This window comes from Dyadobacter fermentans DSM 18053 (assembly GCF_000023125.1).
Classification (GTDB): Bacteria; Bacteroidota; Bacteroidia; order Cytophagales; family Spirosomataceae; genus Dyadobacter; species Dyadobacter fermentans.
Map to the genome: position 1 here is coordinate 4,117,479 of NC_013037.1, position 18,202 is coordinate 4,135,680.

At 51.5% G+C, this 18,202-nt stretch carries 16 protein-coding genes; 14 read left to right on the forward strand and 2 right to left on the reverse strand.

The window, feature by feature from the left end; all coding sequences use genetic code 11:
• The first annotated feature begins 18 nt into the window (after window positions 1-18).
• From DFER_RS16645 to DFER_RS16685, 9 genes are all read left to right on the forward strand, one after another.
• Window positions 19-1,032, forward strand: coding sequence for an N-acetylneuraminate synthase family protein (locus DFER_RS16645; protein WP_015812818.1), 1,014 nt, complete (start codon window positions 19-21; stop codon window positions 1,030-1,032).
• Window positions 1,025-2,170 carry a UDP-N-acetylglucosamine 2-epimerase gene (gene neuC / locus DFER_RS16650; protein WP_015812819.1) on the forward strand — a complete coding sequence of 382 codons (1,146 nt, stop codon included), beginning with the start codon at window positions 1,025-1,027 and terminating at the stop codon, window positions 2,168-2,170. Before DFER_RS16645 ends, neuC begins: the two co-directional genes overlap by 8 nt.
• Window positions 2,167-2,901 (forward strand): acylneuraminate cytidylyltransferase family protein, encoded by a 735-nt coding sequence (locus tag DFER_RS16655; protein ID WP_015812820.1) that lies wholly within the window; start codon window positions 2,167-2,169, stop codon window positions 2,899-2,901. The genes neuC and DFER_RS16655 overlap by 4 nt, the downstream gene beginning before the upstream one ends.
• Window positions 2,865-4,223: a hypothetical protein gene (locus DFER_RS16660; protein WP_015812821.1), complete on the forward strand. Its 1,359-nt coding sequence runs from the start codon at window positions 2,865-2,867 to the stop codon at window positions 4,221-4,223. The genes DFER_RS16655 and DFER_RS16660 overlap by 37 nt, the downstream gene beginning before the upstream one ends.
• On the forward strand, window positions 4,211-5,605 hold the full coding sequence (locus tag DFER_RS16665) for an O-antigen ligase family protein (protein ID WP_015812822.1): 1,395 nt from the start codon (window positions 4,211-4,213) through the stop codon (window positions 5,603-5,605). The genes DFER_RS16660 and DFER_RS16665 overlap by 13 nt, the downstream gene beginning before the upstream one ends.
• A complete protein-coding gene (locus DFER_RS16670; protein WP_015812823.1) occupies window positions 5,598-6,563 on the forward strand; it encodes a glycosyltransferase family protein in 966 nt (321 codons plus the stop codon). Before DFER_RS16665 ends, DFER_RS16670 begins: the two co-directional genes overlap by 8 nt.
• 327 nt (window positions 6,564-6,890) lie before the next feature.
• Window positions 6,891-7,154 carry a hypothetical protein gene (locus tag DFER_RS30580; RefSeq protein ID WP_041735232.1) on the forward strand — a complete coding sequence of 88 codons (264 nt, stop codon included), beginning with the start codon at window positions 6,891-6,893 and terminating at the stop codon, window positions 7,152-7,154.
• Window positions 7,144-9,168, forward strand: coding sequence for a DNA primase (dnaG, locus tag DFER_RS16680; protein WP_015812824.1), 2,025 nt, complete (start codon window positions 7,144-7,146; stop codon window positions 9,166-9,168). Before DFER_RS30580 ends, dnaG begins: the two co-directional genes overlap by 11 nt.
• Window positions 9,169-9,188: 20 nt before the next feature.
• On the forward strand, window positions 9,189-9,728 hold the full coding sequence (locus DFER_RS16685) for a DUF4136 domain-containing protein (RefSeq protein WP_015812825.1): 540 nt from the start codon (window positions 9,189-9,191) through the stop codon (window positions 9,726-9,728).
• Window positions 9,729-9,797: 69 nt separating this feature from the next.
• Here DFER_RS16685 and DFER_RS16690 read toward each other — a convergent pair whose 3' ends face one another.
• Entirely contained in the window at window positions 9,798-10,100 is a 303-nt protein-coding gene (locus DFER_RS16690) for a YtxH domain-containing protein (RefSeq protein WP_015812826.1), read from the reverse strand.
• An 88-nt stretch (window positions 10,101-10,188) separates the two neighbouring features.
• Between DFER_RS16690 and DFER_RS16695 the strand changes: the two genes are divergently transcribed.
• Window positions 10,189-11,307, forward strand: coding sequence for a WD40/YVTN/BNR-like repeat-containing protein (locus DFER_RS16695; RefSeq protein WP_015812827.1), 1,119 nt, complete (start codon window positions 10,189-10,191; stop codon window positions 11,305-11,307).
• A gap of 43 nt (window positions 11,308-11,350) precedes the next feature.
• On the opposite strand, the gene DFER_RS16700 is transcribed toward DFER_RS16695, so the two are convergent.
• Window positions 11,351-12,358, reverse strand: a complete 1,008-nt coding sequence (locus tag DFER_RS16700; RefSeq protein WP_015812828.1) for a YpdA family putative bacillithiol disulfide reductase — start codon at window positions 12,356-12,358, stop codon at window positions 11,351-11,353.
• A 127-nt stretch (window positions 12,359-12,485) separates the two neighbouring features.
• Here DFER_RS16700 and DFER_RS16705 point away from each other — a divergent pair, with 127 nt between their 5' ends.
• Genes DFER_RS16705 through pyk form a run of 4 tightly spaced genes read left to right on the forward strand, consistent with a single transcriptional unit; the run spans window position 12,486 to window position 18,076 of the window.
• Window positions 12,486-13,490 carry an aminodeoxychorismate synthase component I gene (locus tag DFER_RS16705; RefSeq protein WP_015812829.1) on the forward strand — a complete coding sequence of 335 codons (1,005 nt, stop codon included), beginning with the start codon at window positions 12,486-12,488 and terminating at the stop codon, window positions 13,488-13,490.
• On the forward strand, window positions 13,477-14,070 hold the full coding sequence (locus tag DFER_RS16710) for an aminotransferase class IV family protein (protein ID WP_015812830.1): 594 nt from the start codon (window positions 13,477-13,479) through the stop codon (window positions 14,068-14,070). Before DFER_RS16705 ends, DFER_RS16710 begins: the two co-directional genes overlap by 14 nt.
• Window positions 14,071-14,112: 42 nt before the next feature.
• Window positions 14,113-16,608, forward strand: coding sequence for a replication restart helicase PriA (gene priA / locus DFER_RS16715; protein ID WP_015812831.1), 2,496 nt, complete (start codon window positions 14,113-14,115; stop codon window positions 16,606-16,608).
• A 28-nt stretch (window positions 16,609-16,636) separates the two neighbouring features.
• Window positions 16,637-18,076, forward strand: coding sequence for a pyruvate kinase (gene pyk, locus DFER_RS16720; protein ID WP_015812832.1), 1,440 nt, complete (start codon window positions 16,637-16,639; stop codon window positions 18,074-18,076).
• Window positions 18,077-18,202 lie beyond the last annotated feature (126 nt).

An 18,202-nucleotide genomic window follows, 5' to 3' on the forward strand; every position in this document is an offset into this window, starting at 1 on the left:
ATTCAAATAAACACACTTATGAAACATCAGATTTACATCATTGGCGAGGTTGGGCAGGCGCACGAGGGGAGCTTGTCGCTGGCGCATTCGTACATTAATGCACTCGCCCAGTCGGGTGCGAATGCGGCTAAGTTTCAGGTTCATATTGCCGAAGCGGAGAGCAGCATTTACGAAGATTTCCGCGTCAAAATGCCTTATTTGAGCGGCTCTCGCTTCGATTACTGGAAGGCCATGGAATTTTCCCGCGATGAATGGGTCGGACTGAAAATGCATTGCGAAAAAGTAGGGCTTGATTTTCTCGCCAGCCCGTTTTCCCTGGCTGCGGTGGAATTGCTCACTGATATCGGCGTTTCCGCATTTAAAATTGGGTCGGGGGAGGTGGATAACCTGCTGATGCTCGACAAGATCGCGGCTACCGGCAAACCGGTCATTTTATCGTCCGGCCTGAGTTCATGGGCGGAGCTGGACCAGGCGGTGGCATTCCTGCAATCGCGGAAAGTGATCGTTTCTGTTCTTCAATGCACCACGGCCTACCCTACCAAGCCGCATCAGTGGGGAATGAATGTATTGCACGAAATGGGCCTGCGCTACAAGGTTCCGGTGGGCTACTCGGATCATTCGGGCGACGTTTTTGCCTGCCTCGCCGCGGCCGCTATCGGCGCGCGCATTCTGGAATTCCATATCACATTTGATAAAAGAATGAGCAATCCCGACGCTTCCTCATCGCTGACCCTCCGGCAGGCCGCCACGCTGATTGCCGGTATCAGAAGCATTGAAACTGCGCTCAATTTTCCCGTTGATAAAGATGCGAATGCCGTTTTTTCCAGGCTGAAAAGCATGTTTGGCAAATCCCTCGCCGTTAATCGTGACCTGCGGAAAGGCGAACGGATACAATGCAGCGACCTGGAAACGAAAAAGCCCGCCGGTTTCGGGCTGGCCGTCACGCGCTACCAGGAAGTGCTGGGCAAAACGCTCGCACGGGATATTGCGCAATGGGAATTTCTTACCGAAAACCATCTGGACCATGCGTAAAATCTGCGTTGTCATCACCGCCCGGGCCAGTTATAGCCGCATCAAGACGGTATTGCAGGCGATCCAGGCGCATCCTCAGCTCGATTTGCAGATTGTCGTCGCAGGAAGTGCGCTCATAAGCAAGTTTGGAAATATCCTGCCTCAGCTTGAAGCCGAAAACCTGCCTGTTTCTGCCATTATCTCCAACCTGCTCGATACCGAAAGCAGCACGGCATCGGCAAAAACGACGGGGCTCGCGATCATTGAGCTGGCTACATTTTTTGCCAATCACCGGCCCGACGTGGTCGTGACGGTCGCCGACCGCTTCGAAACTATTGCCACAGCCATCGCGGCAATTAATATGAACATCCCCCTCGCGCACATTCAGGGCGGCGAAGTGACGGGCAATATCGACGACAGGATCAGAAACAGCATTTCGCAACTCGCGGACCTGCATTTTACGGCGACCCGGCAGGCCCGTACCAGGCTCATGGGCATGGGGCTGCCTGCTCAGAAGGTGTATTGTACCGGCTGCCCGTCGATAGACCTCGTTCGGCAGCACAGGCATATTGATTTCGATCCTTATAAGATGTACGGCGGTATCGGGGCGCGACCGGATTTGAATAAGCCTTATCTCGTGGTACTGCAACATCCCGTCACCACCGAAATCATCCATTCGAAATGGCAGATAGTATGCACGCTACGCGCATTGGCGACGCTCGGCATGCCTGTCGTCTGGTTTTGGCCCAATGCCGACCCGGGTACGGACGGAACTGCACAGGGTATCAGGGCATTCCGCGAGGCAAATCCGGGACTTCCGTTTCATTATTTCAAACACATGGAGTCGGACCACTTCATTCAGTTGCTGAAAAACAGCGCTTGCCTGGTGGGAAATTCGAGTGTCGGCATACGCGAATGCAGTGCGCTGGGTGTACCGGCGGTAAACATCGGAAGCAGGCAGCGGGGGCGCGAACGTGGCAGCAATGTCGTCGACTGCATCCCGGATGCGGATGCGATTGTGGCTGCCGTAAAGCAACAATTGGCGCACGGTCATTACCCTCCGGTTGCCATTTACGGTGACGGCGACGCAGGCGTCCGGATCGCCGACAGGCTTGCCACAGTCCCTTTTATTCTCAAAAAACACCTCCTGCCATCATGAATACACGTGTTTCAAAAATCCTTGGGCTCATTCCGGCGCGAAAAGGCTCGAAAGGCGTTCCCGGCAAAAACATGAAACTGCTTGGCGGCGTACCGCTTATCCGTTACACGATCGATGCGGCACTGGAATCAGAGCTGCTGACAACCCTTTTGGTGTCCACAGACTGTCCGGAAATAGCAGCCTTCGCCAACCGGTTCCAGCCCGAATGTGCTCCATTTATGCGGCCTGAATACCTTGCGACAGACCATTCGCCGATGATCGGCGTTGTGGCGCATGCTTTGGATTATGCCGAGGCCATTCACGGGGAGTTTGAATATGTAGTGTTACTCCAACCGACCTGCCCATTCCGGCCGCCGGGCATTATTGACGCCACAATCCGGCATATTACCATGCACAATTTCGATAGCCTGATCTCGGTATGGAAAATCCCCGACGCATTCAATCCGCTCTGGGCTTATTGGCTGAATGGCGATTCTCTGGAAAAAGCATTACCGCAAGGTCCAACCGTTACCCGCCGGCAAGACTTGCCGGACAGCTATCACCGGGACGGGGAGATTTACATTGCGAAGACATCGCTTGTTCGCGCGGGGTGCCTGACAGGCGGAAAAATAGCTGCATGGCCCAATGAGAATGCTTTTGGAATCAATATCGACACACCTGCCGACTGGCTGGCAGCCGAAAACCTCTTCGCAAAATGGAAAGAGCAAACAAAAAACGCATTCTCTTGCTGATTACCAATCCGTTCGCCGCGATCAATGTCATCCATTCGGGACTGTTGAGTGAGTTGGAAAAGTGTTATGAAATCTCGGTGATGTCGGATTTACTGACCGAAGGCGACGTGGGCAGCTTTAACGAGCATTTCAAACTGAATATGCATTTGATGGAAACGCCCGTCGCGTCGGCACCGGGGTTCATCAGGCGGCTGCGCATTTTTCAAACGGTGCTTTTTGGCCTGTTCTTCGACGTGGCCACGATCCGAATCAAGCTCATGGAAAAAGGTGCCTTGGTCCATAAGCTTTTCTGCATAGCAAGACAATCCAGCCTGCTGATATTTCTGAGCGGTCGCTTGCTCATTTATTTAAGACGCTGGCTCATTCGCAAGATGACCCACCCAGCCCGCTATGCATCTCTGGCGGAATGCCAATTTGATGCTGTCCTTTCTACCTCTCCGCTTGATATGCGCGAAAACGAGATCATGAACTCGCTCAAAGCTTACGGCGTGCGCGGCATATCGATGATCATCAGTTGGGACAACCTAACTTCCAAAGGGATTATCAATGCCGATGCCGGACTGGTGCTCGTTTGGAGTGAAACCATGGCGCGGGAATTCGATCGGTTCTACTGGCTTTTTGGAGACAATGCGACCGTCCGGATTGTCGGCGTTCCAAGATTTGACGTTTACCACCGAAATACCTGCAAGAAATCCCTCCCGGCGGCAATGCGAATGGCCGATGAAGGTCGCGCGACGCACAAGATCCTCTTTTCCACCGGAGCCGCCAAACACCATTCCTGCCAGAATTATATCATTGACGACCTCCTGGAATATGCTAAAACACAGCCGGGCCTTGCCATTCTCGTAAGATGCCACCCAGCCGATGACCCGGCGCGCTACGTACGGTACACTTCCTGTGGAAATGTGCGCCTATTCCAGCCGTTCGCAGGAAACGAGACGCCTCCGGCTGACTTCTTGGAAACGTTGCGTGCCCAGCTCAGTCTCTGTAGGGTTTGCGTACAGGTAGCGTCAACGATGTTTCTGGACGCTGCGGCGTGCAACACGCCGGTCATTAGTATTGCCTACGACGCGCGGGACGATGTGCCATATGCGCATTCGGTAAGACGGTATTATGATTATTCGCACCATTTGCCGCCGCACGCTTTCTTACAGGCAAGCGTCGTTCGCAAACGGCAGGAGCTATTTGGCAAACTGGATGAAATCCTGGAAACCCATGCAGCCACAAGCACTCTCAGGAATGCCATAGCACCGCTCGTGCATCACAGCGGCCCCGATTCCGTTTCGGCAACTGCACAACACATTCGGGAATGGCTGGGTTAGTGCTGGAAATGCTCGTAAAAGCATGGCTGGCAATGGGCATTGCCTGGGTGCTCACCACGTTGTTCGACCCTGTGACCGCGCTCGGCGTGGGACAGGGGCAAATCGTGGCTGTATTCGGCTTTTACCTGTACTGCCTGATCGTGCTCGCGCTGCCTTCTGCGCACAAACCATTTCATGTGCTTAGCATTCCGTTTCTCACGCAATTCTTACATCTTTTTCAGAAATACGACTTCTCCGCCGGCGCTAATTCGTTGTGGCGACTATTTCCATTTATAGTGATGGATCTCTACCTGCTATGCATGCTGGCCCGGTTCAAAACCGGCCTGAGTCGCCCGGAGCAAAGCCTGCTGGCTTCGTGGGTGATCGTGCAGTTCCTGTTTATCATCATTTCTCCCAATTTAGAAAGGGTGATCATGGGTGCATTCGTATTGTTCCTCGTTACACTCCCGGCTGGTTTCCTGTATTTCAGCATATTCTCGCGTACACTGGGCTTCACCGGCCGCCTTGAACTGTATTGTTGCCTGCTATTCGTCATCCTCGCGCTCGGGACATTTGGATTGGTATTCTTCGGTGCGCGGTACAAAGGCGCTGAAAACCTGCTGGTGACGCGCAACATTTCGGATACCAATGTAACGATGGCCTATTTTATCCTGGTATGGCCCTTTGCTGTTCGCTATGCCAGCCGGATGAAGCTTCCGCTGCTGGCAACCTCGCTGCTGGTAATGCTCTTCGCCGGTGTGGTGGTACTGTCATTTTCGCGGGGTGCAGTGCTCATCGTCGGGCCTTATGTGGCTGGTACGCTATTCATAATGGGCAGGTTCAGACACCTGCTCTGGTTCACGACTTCGGGAATTGCCTTATACCTCGGCTCCGACCATTTGACCCGCCTTCTCGACGTCGATCTGGCCTATTCCTGGCAACTTCGCTTCGCGGATTTCCCGGTGACGAAGCCTGGAATGGACGGTTTGCATGCAATCAGCGGCCGGGCGGAGATTCGGAAGCTTGCCTATTCGCTGTTCCTGGAAAGCCCGCTCTACGGGCATGGGATAGCGAGTTTTGAAGTGCTCGGCCCCGGCTACCGCGAGGCGCATTCGATGTTTTTCACGATGCTTGCGGAGCAGGGATTGATCGGTACGCTGTATTTGTACGCGGTGCTGCTGGCACTAGGGCGTCAGTTGTTACAAATGGCGCGCGTTGGCACTGAATACTGGCCATTCCTCATGGCGTTTGGTGCCTATTTGCTGTTTAATCACGCCGTCGGGACGGTTTTTGTCATTATTCCTTCGAAAAGCCTGACGGTCAACTGCATTGCGCCGCTGCTGCTGATCTGCCTGTATTACTATTCGAAAAGCCTTTGCCAAAAGCTTGGGTCAGATGGCTAGCATCCTCATCATCGGCAGAATCCCGCCGCCCGTCGGGGGTGTGGCGGTGCATGTGAAAAGGCTGACCGACAGCCTGCGGCGGCAAGGTTTCCCGTTTGAATTTTACGACTACGGGAAAGAACCGCTTTTTAGCCTATTGCTGAAAATCCTGCGGCATCCGGTCATTCATATTCATTTCTCAAATCCTCGCGCACAGCTGATTTTTGCAGTTTTCTGCAAGCTCACATTCAAGAAACTGATCATCACCTATCACGGCTGCTGGGGAAGATACGGTTGGTTGGGAAACTATGCCGTGAGGTTTTCAGCGCGGCTCGCGCACCTACCCATTGTGCAGGAGCACACCAGCCTGAAACAGGCACTGCGCCAGAACCCGCGTGCGTGCGAGATATCGACTTACATCTACGATGTGCATGTAGAACCGCTTCCGGCCGAATTGCAGAACGAGGTATGGCTCCTCCGAACGCATTATAAAGCCATATTTTGCACCAATGCCTGGAATGTCACTTTCGATAAGTACGGGCGGGAGATTTACGGGATTTCGGAGCTTATCGCCCGGTTTGAGGGCCAGCCCGAATTTCTGCTGCTCATTTCCGATCCTTCGGGAAACTACCGTTCATACATTGAAACAAGCTACCCGCACATTCCTGGCAATGTGTTTTTCATTACCGGCCTGCATGATTTCAGAAGCGTACTGCTGCATTCCGATGCATTCATCCGAAACACCACGACCGACGGCGTATCGCTTTCCGTGCATGAAGCGCGGGAGCTCGGCATTGCGGTTCTAGCCTCGGCAGCTGTGGCACGACCGCCGTTTTGCTACGTTTTTGAAGATTTTTCGAAAACAGATTTGGAGAAAAGCCTGGAAGAAGCCCGGCGGCTCATTACCCTTCCCGGCGAGATGAACAATACCGTAGCTGAGCTCACAGCGCTGTATCGGTCCGTTCTGAATGTGCGCTAATTTTCTGATAATCAGTATAAAAAACAAAGGCATAGAAAAATTTCCATGCCCTGTTTCACACTATACACACACTATATTTTTAATATCTATATATCGCTCAGATAAAAGTTCGAGTTGGATTTCAGTACCGCAAAATAACAAACTAAAGTGATCAGAAAAAAACTTTAGATTGTGAATTTCTAAATTCTAATGAGAAAATAATGGACATTTTCCGAAAAAAATCAGAGCCAATTTCGGCGGCACTCAAAAATATCGAAAATTGGCGTAATAATTGCTGAAACTCCGCCACCTGATTATTTTCGTGTCACAAACACTCGCAACTCATTCATGGAATCACTTTTCACCACCGGCGCACCAGCCAGTATGCTGATAATAACCGTGTTGCAAGTGATCCTTAATCCAGACAACGTAATTTCTACCATAATTGTTTCGAAGGTGTTCCCGCTTCATCCGAGCGGCTTGATGCACGCTCCGGGCAAAATCGGCGATTTTGTAAATTATCGCCCTTCGATCCAAATTTTAACGCTCTCATTTTTGTTGATAATTGGTACCCTGCCAGTGGCAGAAGCTTTCCAAAACTATGCGCATTAATCCCGAAACCGTCGAAAGAATCAAGCACGCCGCAGATATTGTGGAGGTCGTAGGGGATTTTGTGTCATTGAAGAAGAAAGGTGCTAACTATTCGGCCTGCTGCCCTTTTCACAATGAAAAAACGCCGTCGTTCAACGTCAACCCCGTAAGGCAGATCTACAAGTGCTTTGGCTGCGGCGCGGCGGGCGATTCCATCAAGTTTGTGATGGACATCGATGGCATCGGCTACGGCGAGGCGCTGCGGTATCTGGCCGGCAAGTATAATATTGAAGTCGAGGAGGAAGAGCTTACCGACGAGGAAACACTCCGGCAGAATGCGCGGGAAAGCTTGTACATCATCCTCAATTTTGCCAAAAATTACTACCAACACCAGCTTCACCATAGCGATGAAGGCCAGGCGATCGGTCTGAGCTATTTCCGTGAGCGTGGTTTTACGAGTGAAATCAGGAAAAAATTCGAGCTCGGTTACAGTCTCGACAACTGGGATTCCTTTTCAAAAGAAGCATTGGAAAAGGGCTATTCCGCTGAAATCCTCGAAAGGGCGGGATTGCTCATTCACAAGGAAGGCAGCCACACGGCCGGCTACGACCGTTTCCGCGGGCGGGTTATTTTCCCGATCCATAATATAGCCGGGAAAACGATCGCATTCGGCGCCCGGATTTTAAAAACCGACAAGAACCAGCCCAAATACCTCAACTCTCCCGAAACGGAGGTTTACCATAAAAGTGAGGTCCTTTACGGCATTTACCAAGCCAAAAACGCGATCCGCCAACTTGAACATTGCTACCTCGTCGAAGGCTATACCGATGTGATTTCACTGCACCAGGCGGGCATTGAAAACGTGGTCGCGTCTTCGGGAACGTCGCTGACGGTCGAGCAGATCAGGCTTATCGGCCGGTTTACGCCCAATATCACGATTCTTTATGACGGTGATATGGCGGGGATCAAGGCGGCGCTGCGCGGTCTGGATCTGGTGCTGGAAGAAGGTTTGAATGTAAATGTCGTCCTTTTCCCTGATAACGAAGACCCCGACAGCTATGTCCGCAGAGTGGGTGCGGAGGCTTTTAAGGCACACCTCAAAAGTGCGTCGAAGGACTTTATCACTTTCAAAACGGAAATCCTGTTGCAGGATGCCGGCAACGACCCATTCAAGCTGGCGGCTGTGATTCAGGAGGTTGTGAACAGCATTGTAAAGATTCCCGATGCTATCAAACGGCAGGTGTTTTTCCACCGGACGTCGGAAATGATGCGGGTGGATGAGCAGATGCTGATCACGGAGGGCAATAAACTACTCCGAAAACAGCATTCGGCCAAACCGGCGGAGAGGCCGCGGCAGTCAAATGCGGGGGGCCAGGGTTCTGCCGGGACAAGAGGGCCCGAATTTGATGGGCCGCCGGATCTGGATGCATTGTTCAGCGACGGTTTCGGACCATTCGGCGGTGAGCCGGATGATAACCCATTCGTGCCGACCGAACACGCGCCGGAAGCGTTCCAGCGTACCAAGCTGCATTACCAGGAAGAAGCCTTTGTGCGCCTGCTCGTGGTGCACGGCGCGCGTGAGCTGGAGCCAACCATTACCGTTTGCCAGTATGTATTGGGCCAAATTGAAGGAATTGAGCTGAAAGATCCCGTTTACAGCCATTTACTGAACTTGTTCCGCGAGAATTTTGGCAAAAACAATGTCCTCACAACCGACTATTTCCTGCAACATCACGAAGCGGAAATCAGGAACCTGACGATCGAATGGCTGACGCAGAAGCACGAATTGAGCGAGTTATGGAAGGAGAAATACGAGATTTATGTACCTTTTGAAACCGATGTACTCGACAGGACCGCCTTCAACAACATTTTGAGGCTCAAAAAGGCATTTGTAGAAGAAAAAATGAAGACCTGCATCCAAAACATGGCCCAGGCCAAAACCGGCGAAGAGCAGGATGCCATCATGAATGAATACCAATTCTATAAAGGAATCAGCATGGCCGCCGCCAAGGAATTGGGAAGCGTAATCGGATAACCAACCTAAACATCGCTGTTATGAAAAACGCATTGGCCATTCTGTGTGCCGCTTTGTTGCTTACCGCGTGTAATCCTTCTTATAAACTCCTCAAAGTGGAGAAGGAAGATTCTTTCAAGCTCTCCGACTACCCCACCTACGGCTTTTTCGACATCGAAGCGCAGGGCGACACCGTTTCAGGAAATTTTGAAAAGAATGTGGGCATTATCAAGGAAGCCATCGCCAAAAACCTGCAAGCCAGAGGATTGGACGAAGCCCGCGACCCGAGCCTGAAAATCAATATTGCATTGAATGTAAAGGAGCAGCTGCAAACCCGGCAGACTGATTTCCGTACCGACGGCCTGCCGCGCTACATGGGCCAGCGGCGCTATTCATGGAAAAGCGAGGAGATCGTAACCGGCAAATACCGCGAAGGCACCATCGTGATCGACCTCGTGGATGCGGCGAATAACCGGATGGTGTGGCAGGGCGGCGCCGGCGGCATTATCCCGGAGAAAACGAAGAATTTTACCGAAGATATCAATCAGGCAATCAGCGAAGTAGTTGCCAAAATCCCCTGACAGGCCAGCAAAAAGGGTCGCTTCCCGGTGAGAAACAACCCTTTTATAATGTCGTGAATATCGGAGTTACTAAGCATTGTTGTTAACTACGCCGCGCGCTTTTTCAGTCACGTTATCGGCTACGCCATTTGCTTTTTCTTTTGCGGTATTTACATTTTTGAGGAACCCATCTTTGAGTTTGTCGGCTAGGTGCGACAGCTCTTCAAGGCTTTTTTCATACGTATCCTTTGCATTTCCGCCAAGGTCATTTGCCTTATTTTTGATCAATTTCCGGGTTTCTTTACCGTTTTTGGGAGCTACCAAAAGGCCAATCGCGATGCCTGTCAACAGTGCCCCGATCGAGCCAATCAAAAATTTTTGGTTCTTGTTCATACGAATTCCCTATTTTGTGTTGATAATACATTACACCTGAAAATAACAAAATACTGTGCCACTTCGCAAGCCAGCGCGCCGATTTTCTATGAACGGCTTCTTCATCGTCTCTCTTTTGACGGCACTTATGATGACAATGGGCGAAAGCTACGCGCAATGGAAAGTCATCGACATTAAAACGAAGATCCATATGCGTGCGGTACATGCCGTATCGCCTACAATCTGCTGGATCGGCGGTACGCAAGGCACTGTTTTGAGGACGACGGACGGCGGCCATACCTGGACCACCTTTAAAGTCGCCGGCGCCGACTCGCTCGACTTCCGCGACATTCACGCCTTCGATAAGGATGTGGCGATCGCCATGAGTGCCGGGGAATCGGAGAAGGACAAAGCTAAAATTTACAAGACCGACGACGGCGGCCAGAGCTGGAAGCTTGTGTACCAAACTACACAAAATGGGGTTTTTCTGGATGGAATCGACTTTTGGGATAAAAATAAAGGCATTTGCCTCGGCGATCCAACACAGGGACGACTCTTCATTTTGACAACCGAGGACGGCGGAAATTCCTGGCAGGAACTCCCGCTCGACAAGCGCCCGGCCGCCGAACCCGGCGAGGCCTGCTTCGCTGCGAGCGGCACGTCTATTCTTGTAAACGGCAAGGGCAATGCATTCATCGGAACCGGCGGAAGCAAAATGGCCCGCGTTTTCCGCACGGAAGATTACGGCCAAAGCTGGCAGGTGTCCGCTACCCCATTACCCGCCGGGCCTACTGCCGGTATTTTCGGGTTAAGGTTTTGGTCCAAAAAGAATGGCATTGCTGTGGGCGGTGACTATAAAAAAACTACCGATTCGACCCAAAACGTACTTGTGACGAACGACGGAGGCATTACCTGGACTTTATCCGGCATGACCAAACCCGCCGGTTTGAAAGAATCCGTAGCCGTTTACCACAAAACCAACGCCACCTGGAACGGCGACACGCAGATCCGCTCCGACAACTATGCATTGGTTGCGTCGGGCCCGTCCGGCAGCAGCGTTTCCCTGGATCGTGGGAAAAGCTGGATCCTGCTCGGCACGGAAGGTTTCCACTCGCTCAGTTTCGCCGGAAATGTGGGCTACGGCGTCGGAGCGAATGGTTTAATCGGGAAAATCGAAAAGATTTCTTCCAAAAAGAAAAAGAAGAAGCTGGTGCTTGTGGACCAATAAAGTCATAGTTTTCATTCGTGTCCATTCGTGTCTTCGTGGCATTCTAAATCCGGTCAATGAGCTCATTCACTTTACGAACTTCGCGGCCAGCCAGATGATCAGCGATAGCAGCCGCGTGCTCACGGCCATTTTCAATAAACACCTTTTCGGTAAACACACCAGCCAGTACAGTCCCGCACAAATACAGCCCCGGCACATTGGTTTCGAAGGTTTCTGAATCATATTCCGGCACTTTGGTCAGCGGATCGAGCGTGACGCCGCAGCGAGCAAGCAAATGCTCGTCGGGCAGGTAACCTACCAATAGAAAAACGAAATCGGCCGGTAACCATTCCTGATCGCCCGTTTCCACATTTTCAATGAGCATGCGCCCGGGTTCGATCGCCCGCGTCACGGAGTTGAAGCGCGTGTGGATTTTGCCCTCTCTCACCCGGTTTTTTACGTCGGGCACGAGCCAGTATTTCACTTTGGTACGGAAATCGGCCTCTTTGTGCACGATCGTCACCTTGGCATCATGGCGATAGAGCTCCAAGGCCGCTTCTACCGACGAGTTGGAACCGCCTACCAGCACCACATTGGTGTAGGAGTATTTAAATGGCTCATCATAATAATGTGAAACATGCGGCAGGTTCTCGCCCGGTACATTCAGCATGCGCGGCACGTCGAAATAGCCCGTTGCCAGGATCACATTCTTGGACTGAAAAACCTGACCGTCATTGGAATAAGTCAGAAAAGTACCGTCGGCCTGCTTTTCGGAACGGTCGACGTCCACGAAGAGTTTAAAGTTCAAATGGTAGTAACCGGCTACCTTGCGGTAATATTGCAGGGCTTCGTTGCGGTTGGCCTTCACGTCGGAAATCGCGAACGGAATGCCGCCTATTTCGATATTTTCAGCGGTAGAGAAGAATTTCATGCGCCGCGGGTACCGGCGGATGGATTCGGTGAGGTTGCCTTTTTCGAGGATCAGGTAGTCGAGCCCGCTTTTGGCCAGCTCCACCCCCATTGCGAGGCCGCACGGGCCGCCGCCGATTATGATTGCGTCGTAAATGTGCATTGTATGGGCTGACGACCCTTTTGCTTGCGGCCGCCACTAGTCTTTTAACCCTCTAATTTAGCTATTGGTTTCTGAACTTTGTAAATTAGCTAACTGTTCAGAAAGTCTGATAATACCACTTTTTAGCTTGGAAAACGCGGCCGGCGATTTTACGAAGAAACTGAATGAATGGGGCAAAGCGAAAACCCCGTTCTTTTTTTTGGTGGACTACCTATTCCAAAACCCGCAGGCCTGGAAGCTCGAAGACGTCGACCCGAATGAGATTCTTTTTAGCTTGAACGGGTTTACCAATGATCATTCGGCATTCCGCAGCGAGCTGCCGGAGCACATCCAGTTCGATAGGCGCCCGCTTCCCTTCGAAGCGTACGAGCCAAAATTCAAATGCGTGCTCAACCATCTGAATGCAGGCAACTCATTTTTGGTAAATCTATCGATCCCTACGCCGGTTGAAACCAACCTTTCGTTAAAACAGATTTTCCAGCACAGCGAGGCGCCTTACCGGCTGCTTTTCCAGGACCGGTTTGTCTGCTTTTCTCCCGAAATATTCGTCCGCATCCGGGGCAACCGCATTGCCTCATTTCCGATGAAAGGCACCATTGACGCTTCCGTCCCAAATGCGGAGCAGGTAATTCTCTCGGATCACAAAGAGGCCGCCGAGCACGCCACGATCGTGGATCTGATCCGGAATGATTTGAGCATGGTCGCTGAAAAGGTGTGGGTGGAGCGCTACCGCTATATCGATCGCATTCAGACTTTTGATAAAACCCTTTTACAGGTCAGTTCGGAGATAGCAGGGACATTACCGGCCACTTTCGATGGCCACTACGGCGATTTGCTGCAAAAACTGTTGCCCGCCGGTTCTATTACCGGTGCGCCGAAACCGCGCACGCTGGAAATCATTGAAGAAGCCGAGCAATACCAGCGCGGCTATTACACCGGTGTAATGGGCTATTTTGATGGGCATAACTTCGAAAGTGCGGTGATGATCCGCTTCATCGAACAGGAAAAGGATGGTTTGGTTTTCAAAAGCGGCGGCGGCATTACCGCATTAAGCAATGCCGAAAGCGAATATCAGGAAGTGATCAATAAAGTATATCTCCCATTTAGCCACGCCCCGCATGCTGTGCCTTGAAACGATCTGCATCGAAAACCGCGAACTCAAAAACCTGTCCTACCACGAAGCCCGGCTGAACAAAACGCGGCGGGAATTGTGGGGTTACGAGGATGAATGGGATTTGAATGCATTGCTGAAAGTACCCGATCATGTGACCGAAAGCATGCACAAATGTCGCGTGGTGTACAGCAAAGGTATCGATAAGATTCAGTGGGAGCCCTATTCGCCGAGGGCGATCCGCAAAATAAGGCGGGTTTATGACGATGAAATTGACTACCGATACAAATACGACAACCGCGACGCGCTGAACACGCTCTTCGCGCAGCGCGGGGATGCAGACGAAATCCTGATCATTAAAAACGGGCTGGTAACGGACTCCAATTATTGCAACGTCGCGTTCTTCGACGGCACGCGCTGGCTTACACCCGCGAGCCCGCTCCTGCCCGGCACGCGAAGGGCGCATTTGCTGGATGAAGGCATTATCCAAACTGCCGAAATCCGTGAAAGCGACATTGCGAAATTCAGCCGGATACGGCTTTTCAATGCCATGGTGGACTGGGCGCATGCCGCTACGCTCGATGTGTCGTTGATTGCTTGACCACAAATTGCGAACTTGCGCCCGAATTAACGATTTGAATCCATGACCTCCTTATTCGAGGAAGAAATCACCCTTTTTGCCGATTTGATCCTTCCGGTACCGATCCCGAACCTGTTTACCTACCGGGTGCCGCGGGAAATGGCGTCGCTGATCAAGGTGGGGGCGCGGGTGATCGTGCAATTTGGGCAAAAGAGGGTCATAACAGCCGTGGTAGCGCAGCTGCATTCCAACCCGCCGGTGAAATACCAGGCAAAATACATTCTGGAATTGCTCGACGAGCAGCCGATTGTGACCCAGCAGCAGCTCGAACTCTTTGCCTGGGTGGCCGAATATTACCTCTGCAATATCGGCGAAGTGATGAATGTGGCGCTGCCTGCCGGTTTGAAAATCACCAGCCAGTCGCGCATTCAGTTAAATCCCGAGTTTGAACACGAAGATTTGCTGACCGACCAGGAACAGCTGGTTGTGGAAGAGATTAAAAAGCATCAGACGCTTTCGTATGAGGAAGTCGAAAGGCTTTTGCAAAAATCGAATATCACTTCGATCATCAAATCGCTCGTCGGGAAGCGGGCGGTTATTTTATATGAGGAGGTAAAAGAGCGCTACAAGCCGAAAGTGGCGAAAAAGATCAGGCTGACGGCCGCTTATACGACCAACGAAGCGCTGTCGAAGCTCGCCGCGGACCTCGACAAGACGCCCAAGCAGCAGGAAATCCTGTTGAAATACCTCAGTTTTATCCCGGTTTACAACAATCCTGAGTTGAATTATAAGGGCCTGGACAAAAGCATTTTCAGTCAGGACGATACCATTTCGGATGCTTCTTTGAATACTCTCATCAAAAAGGGCATTTTTGAGCAGTTCGAAGTTTTCGTCTCCCGCTTTGACGACATTCCGGCCGGCAACATGGGCACCATTACGCTCACGGACACCCAGCAAGAAGCCTTCCGCCAGATCCACGAGCTATTTGCGGAAAAAGAAGTGGTGCTGCTGCATGGCATTACCGGCTCAGGCAAAACCGAAGTGTATATCGAACTGATCAAACAAGCGCTCGAAAGCGGCTCTCAAGTCTTGTTTCTACTTCCTGAAATCGCATTGACCACGCAGATCGTTGTGCGGCTTCGGAAGGTTTTCGGCGATGTGATGGGCATTTACCATTCCAAATTCTCAGATAATGAGCGCGTGGAAGTGTGGAAGGGCATTCTGGACGGCAAGTTCCAGTTTGTGGTCGGTGTGCGCTCGGCGATATTCCTGCCGTTTGATAATCTTGGATTAGTTATCGTCGACGAGGAACACGAAACATCCTATAAACAACACGACCCGGCGCCGCGCTACAATGCACGCGATGTAGCGGTGATCATGTCGTACATGCACAAAGGCAAAACGCTGCTCGGTTCAGCGACGCCTTCGCTGGAAAGCTATTTTCATGCCCAAAGCGGCCGGTATGGATTTGTGCAAATGAAGCAGCGCTACGGAAATGCGGCATTACCGCGTTTTGAGCTGATCGACACCAAGAAGGAAAAGCGCCAGAAGCAGATGAAGAACGAGTTTTCTTCCGTTCTGCTAAGCCATTTGGAATACAACCTTAAAAACAAAGAGCAAACCATTCTCTTCCAGAACCGCCGCGGCTACTCCCCTTACCTGCAATGCGAGGAATGCAACTGGATTTCGGAATGCGCGAATTGCGACGTAAGCCTCACATACCACATGAAGGCGCGGGAGCTCCGCTGCCACTATTGCGGACATAAGGAGGAAGTGCCGCGCACCTGCCCGCATTGCGGCTCGCCGAAAGTAAAAACGATGGGTTACGGCACGGAGAAGATCGAGGAGGAAATTAATGTAATGTACCCCGAGGCGCGCGTGCAGCGCATGGACCTCGACACGACGCGCGCTAAAAATGCCTATCAGCAAATCATTTCCGATTTCGAGGAAGGCGGGATTGACATTTTGGTGGGGACGCAAATGGTGAGCAAAGGCCTCGACTTCGACAATGTGAGCGTCGTAGGCATTTTCGATGCCGACCGCATTATCCATTTCCCCGAATTCCGCGCTTCGGAACGGGCGTTCCAAATGCTGACGCAGGTGAGCGGGCGCGCAGGCAGGCGGGCCGACAAGCCGGGGAAAGTGCTCATCCAAACGGCCAACCCCTCGCAGCCGCTGCTCGAAAAGATCATTAATAACGATTACGAGGGAATGTACGAGGCCGAAATCGCCGAGCGCGAGAAATTCAGCTACCCGCCATTTACCCGGCTGATCAAGGTTACGGTGAAGCATATCGACGAAGGAACCGCCCTCCGCGCAGCCAAAGTACTGGCCGAAAAACTGACGTCGCATTTGGGCGCCAGCAGGGTTCTGGGGCCGCAGCCGCCGCTGGTCGAAAGAGTAAGAAATCAGTTTTTGTTCGATATTCTCATCAAACTTGAACGAGAAAAGATTAATTTTAAGGCGGCAAAGTCATTTATACAGGAAAAAGTAATTGACACTCTGACTGACAAGACGCTAAAAAGCATCCAGGTCGTGATTGACGTGGATTGTTTATAAAACATCATTTTTACTGCACATTAACTTTATGTCTTCCAAAAAAACCAGAATTGTTGCAACCGTAGGCCCTGCCTCGGAATCGAAAGAAACGTTATATGCATTGGCCAAAGCAGGAGTGAACGTGTTCCGTCTCAACTTCTCCCACGGCACCCACGCCGACCACCTGCAAAGACTCACCAATATCCGCGAGATCAACGAAGAGCATGGCCTTAACCTCGCCATTCTGCAAGATTTACAAGGGCCGAAAATCCGTATCGGTCTGGTAGCTGAGAAGGACGGCGTTCTGATCGAGGCAGGCAAAAAACTGATCCTTTCCAACACCGAGGTGCTGGGTACTGCCGAGAAAGTGAGCACACCTTACGACGGGATGTACAATGATGTGAAGATCGGTGACCGCGTGTTGATGGATGATGGTAAACTGGAAGTGCTGGTAACCGGCATCGAAGGATCGGATGTGATCACGGAGGTGATTTATGGCGGTTATCTGAAATCTAAAAAAGGTGTTAACCTGCCAAATACAAAGGTTTCGATGCCTTCGGTAACGCCGAAAGACTGGGAAGACCTGGACTTTGGTCTGGAAAACAATGTAGAATGGATCGCATTGTCGTTCGTTCGCACGGCGGAGGAAATCCTGAAAGTAAAAGAATATATTGCCAACAAAGGCAAATTTGCCCGCGTGGTAGCGAAAATCGAGAAGCCTGAGGCGATCCTGAATATCGACGAGATCATCGAAGCAACAGACGCGATTATGGTTGCGCGCGGTGACCTCGGGGTGGAATTGCCTGCGGAAGAGGTTCCGATGATCCAGAAAATGATTGTGGAGAAATGTAACCGTGCCGGCAAGCCTGTAATCGTGGCTACGCAAATGCTGGAATCGATGATCGAGAGCCCGCGCGCCACCCGCGCCGAGCTGAACGACGTAGCGAACTCGGTACTTGACGGCGCTGACGCTGTAATGCTTTCGGCTGAAACAGCTTCCGGTAAATATCCGATCCTGGCCGTTGAAAGCATGAGCCGCACCATTGAAAAAGTGGAAGCGTCTAGCAAAAGCATTTATTTCAAACACCACGCGGCAGTAAACGACACGCCTGGTGCCTACAAACTGAACGACAATGTGGTAATGAGCGCATGCCGTCTGGCGCGCGATACCCAAGCTGCGGCGATCATCGGCATCACGCGCTCGGGCTACACATCATTCCGCCTGTCGCACCACCGCCCGAAAGCCAACTTGCTGATTTTCACATCCAACAGAATGCTGATGAACCAGCTGGCGCTTTATTGGGGCACCAAGGTATTCTACTACGACCGCGACCAGGGTGTTTCTACCGACGATCTGATCGAAGACATCAAAACTTTCCTCGTTGAAAAAGGCGAGCTGCAAAAAGGTGATGTGTTCATCAATACACTGAGCATGCCGGTTTCAAGACAGCGCAAGACGAATACGGTGAAATTGAGCGTGGTGGAGTAACATCACGGATGTTCATACTACAAGGGCGACGGGATTTGATTCCGTCGCTTTTTTTATGTTATGCCGCCTGCTCATCGAGCGATTGACTTTGCACATTCTACTGAAAATCAGTTATAGATTTTTGTA

Excerpts from the sequence above, each read along its gene's own strand:
- DFER_RS16645 (WP_015812818.1), top strand. The coding sequence starts at position 19 with ATGAAACATCAGATTTACATCATTGGCGAGGTTGGGCAGGCGCACGAG.
- neuC (WP_015812819.1), top strand. The coding sequence starts at position 1,025 with ATGCGTAAAATCTGCGTTGTCATCACCGCCCGGGCCAGTTATAGCCGC.
- DFER_RS16655 (WP_015812820.1), top strand. The coding sequence starts at position 2,167 with ATGAATACACGTGTTTCAAAAATCCTTGGGCTCATTCCGGCGCGAAAA.
- DFER_RS16660 (WP_015812821.1), top strand. The coding sequence starts at position 2,865 with ATGGAAAGAGCAAACAAAAAACGCATTCTCTTGCTGATTACCAATCCG.
- DFER_RS16665 (WP_015812822.1), top strand. The coding sequence starts at position 4,211 with ATGGCTGGGTTAGTGCTGGAAATGCTCGTAAAAGCATGGCTGGCAATG.
- DFER_RS16670 (WP_015812823.1), top strand. The coding sequence starts at position 5,598 with ATGGCTAGCATCCTCATCATCGGCAGAATCCCGCCGCCCGTCGGGGGT.
- DFER_RS30580 (WP_041735232.1), top strand. The coding sequence starts at position 6,891 with ATGGAATCACTTTTCACCACCGGCGCACCAGCCAGTATGCTGATAATA.
- dnaG (WP_015812824.1), top strand. The coding sequence starts at position 7,144 with ATGCGCATTAATCCCGAAACCGTCGAAAGAATCAAGCACGCCGCAGAT.
- DFER_RS16685 (WP_015812825.1), top strand. The coding sequence starts at position 9,189 with ATGAAAAACGCATTGGCCATTCTGTGTGCCGCTTTGTTGCTTACCGCG.
- DFER_RS16690 (WP_015812826.1), bottom strand. The coding sequence starts at position 10,100 with ATGAACAAGAACCAAAAATTTTTGATTGGCTCGATCGGGGCACTGTTG.
- DFER_RS16695 (WP_015812827.1), top strand. The coding sequence starts at position 10,189 with ATGAACGGCTTCTTCATCGTCTCTCTTTTGACGGCACTTATGATGACA.
- DFER_RS16700 (WP_015812828.1), bottom strand. The coding sequence starts at position 12,358 with ATGCACATTTACGACGCAATCATAATCGGCGGCGGCCCGTGCGGCCTC.
- DFER_RS16710 (WP_015812830.1), top strand. The coding sequence starts at position 13,477 with ATGCTGTGCCTTGAAACGATCTGCATCGAAAACCGCGAACTCAAAAAC.
- priA (WP_015812831.1), top strand. The coding sequence starts at position 14,113 with ATGACCTCCTTATTCGAGGAAGAAATCACCCTTTTTGCCGATTTGATC.
- pyk (WP_015812832.1), top strand. The coding sequence starts at position 16,637 with ATGTCTTCCAAAAAAACCAGAATTGTTGCAACCGTAGGCCCTGCCTCG.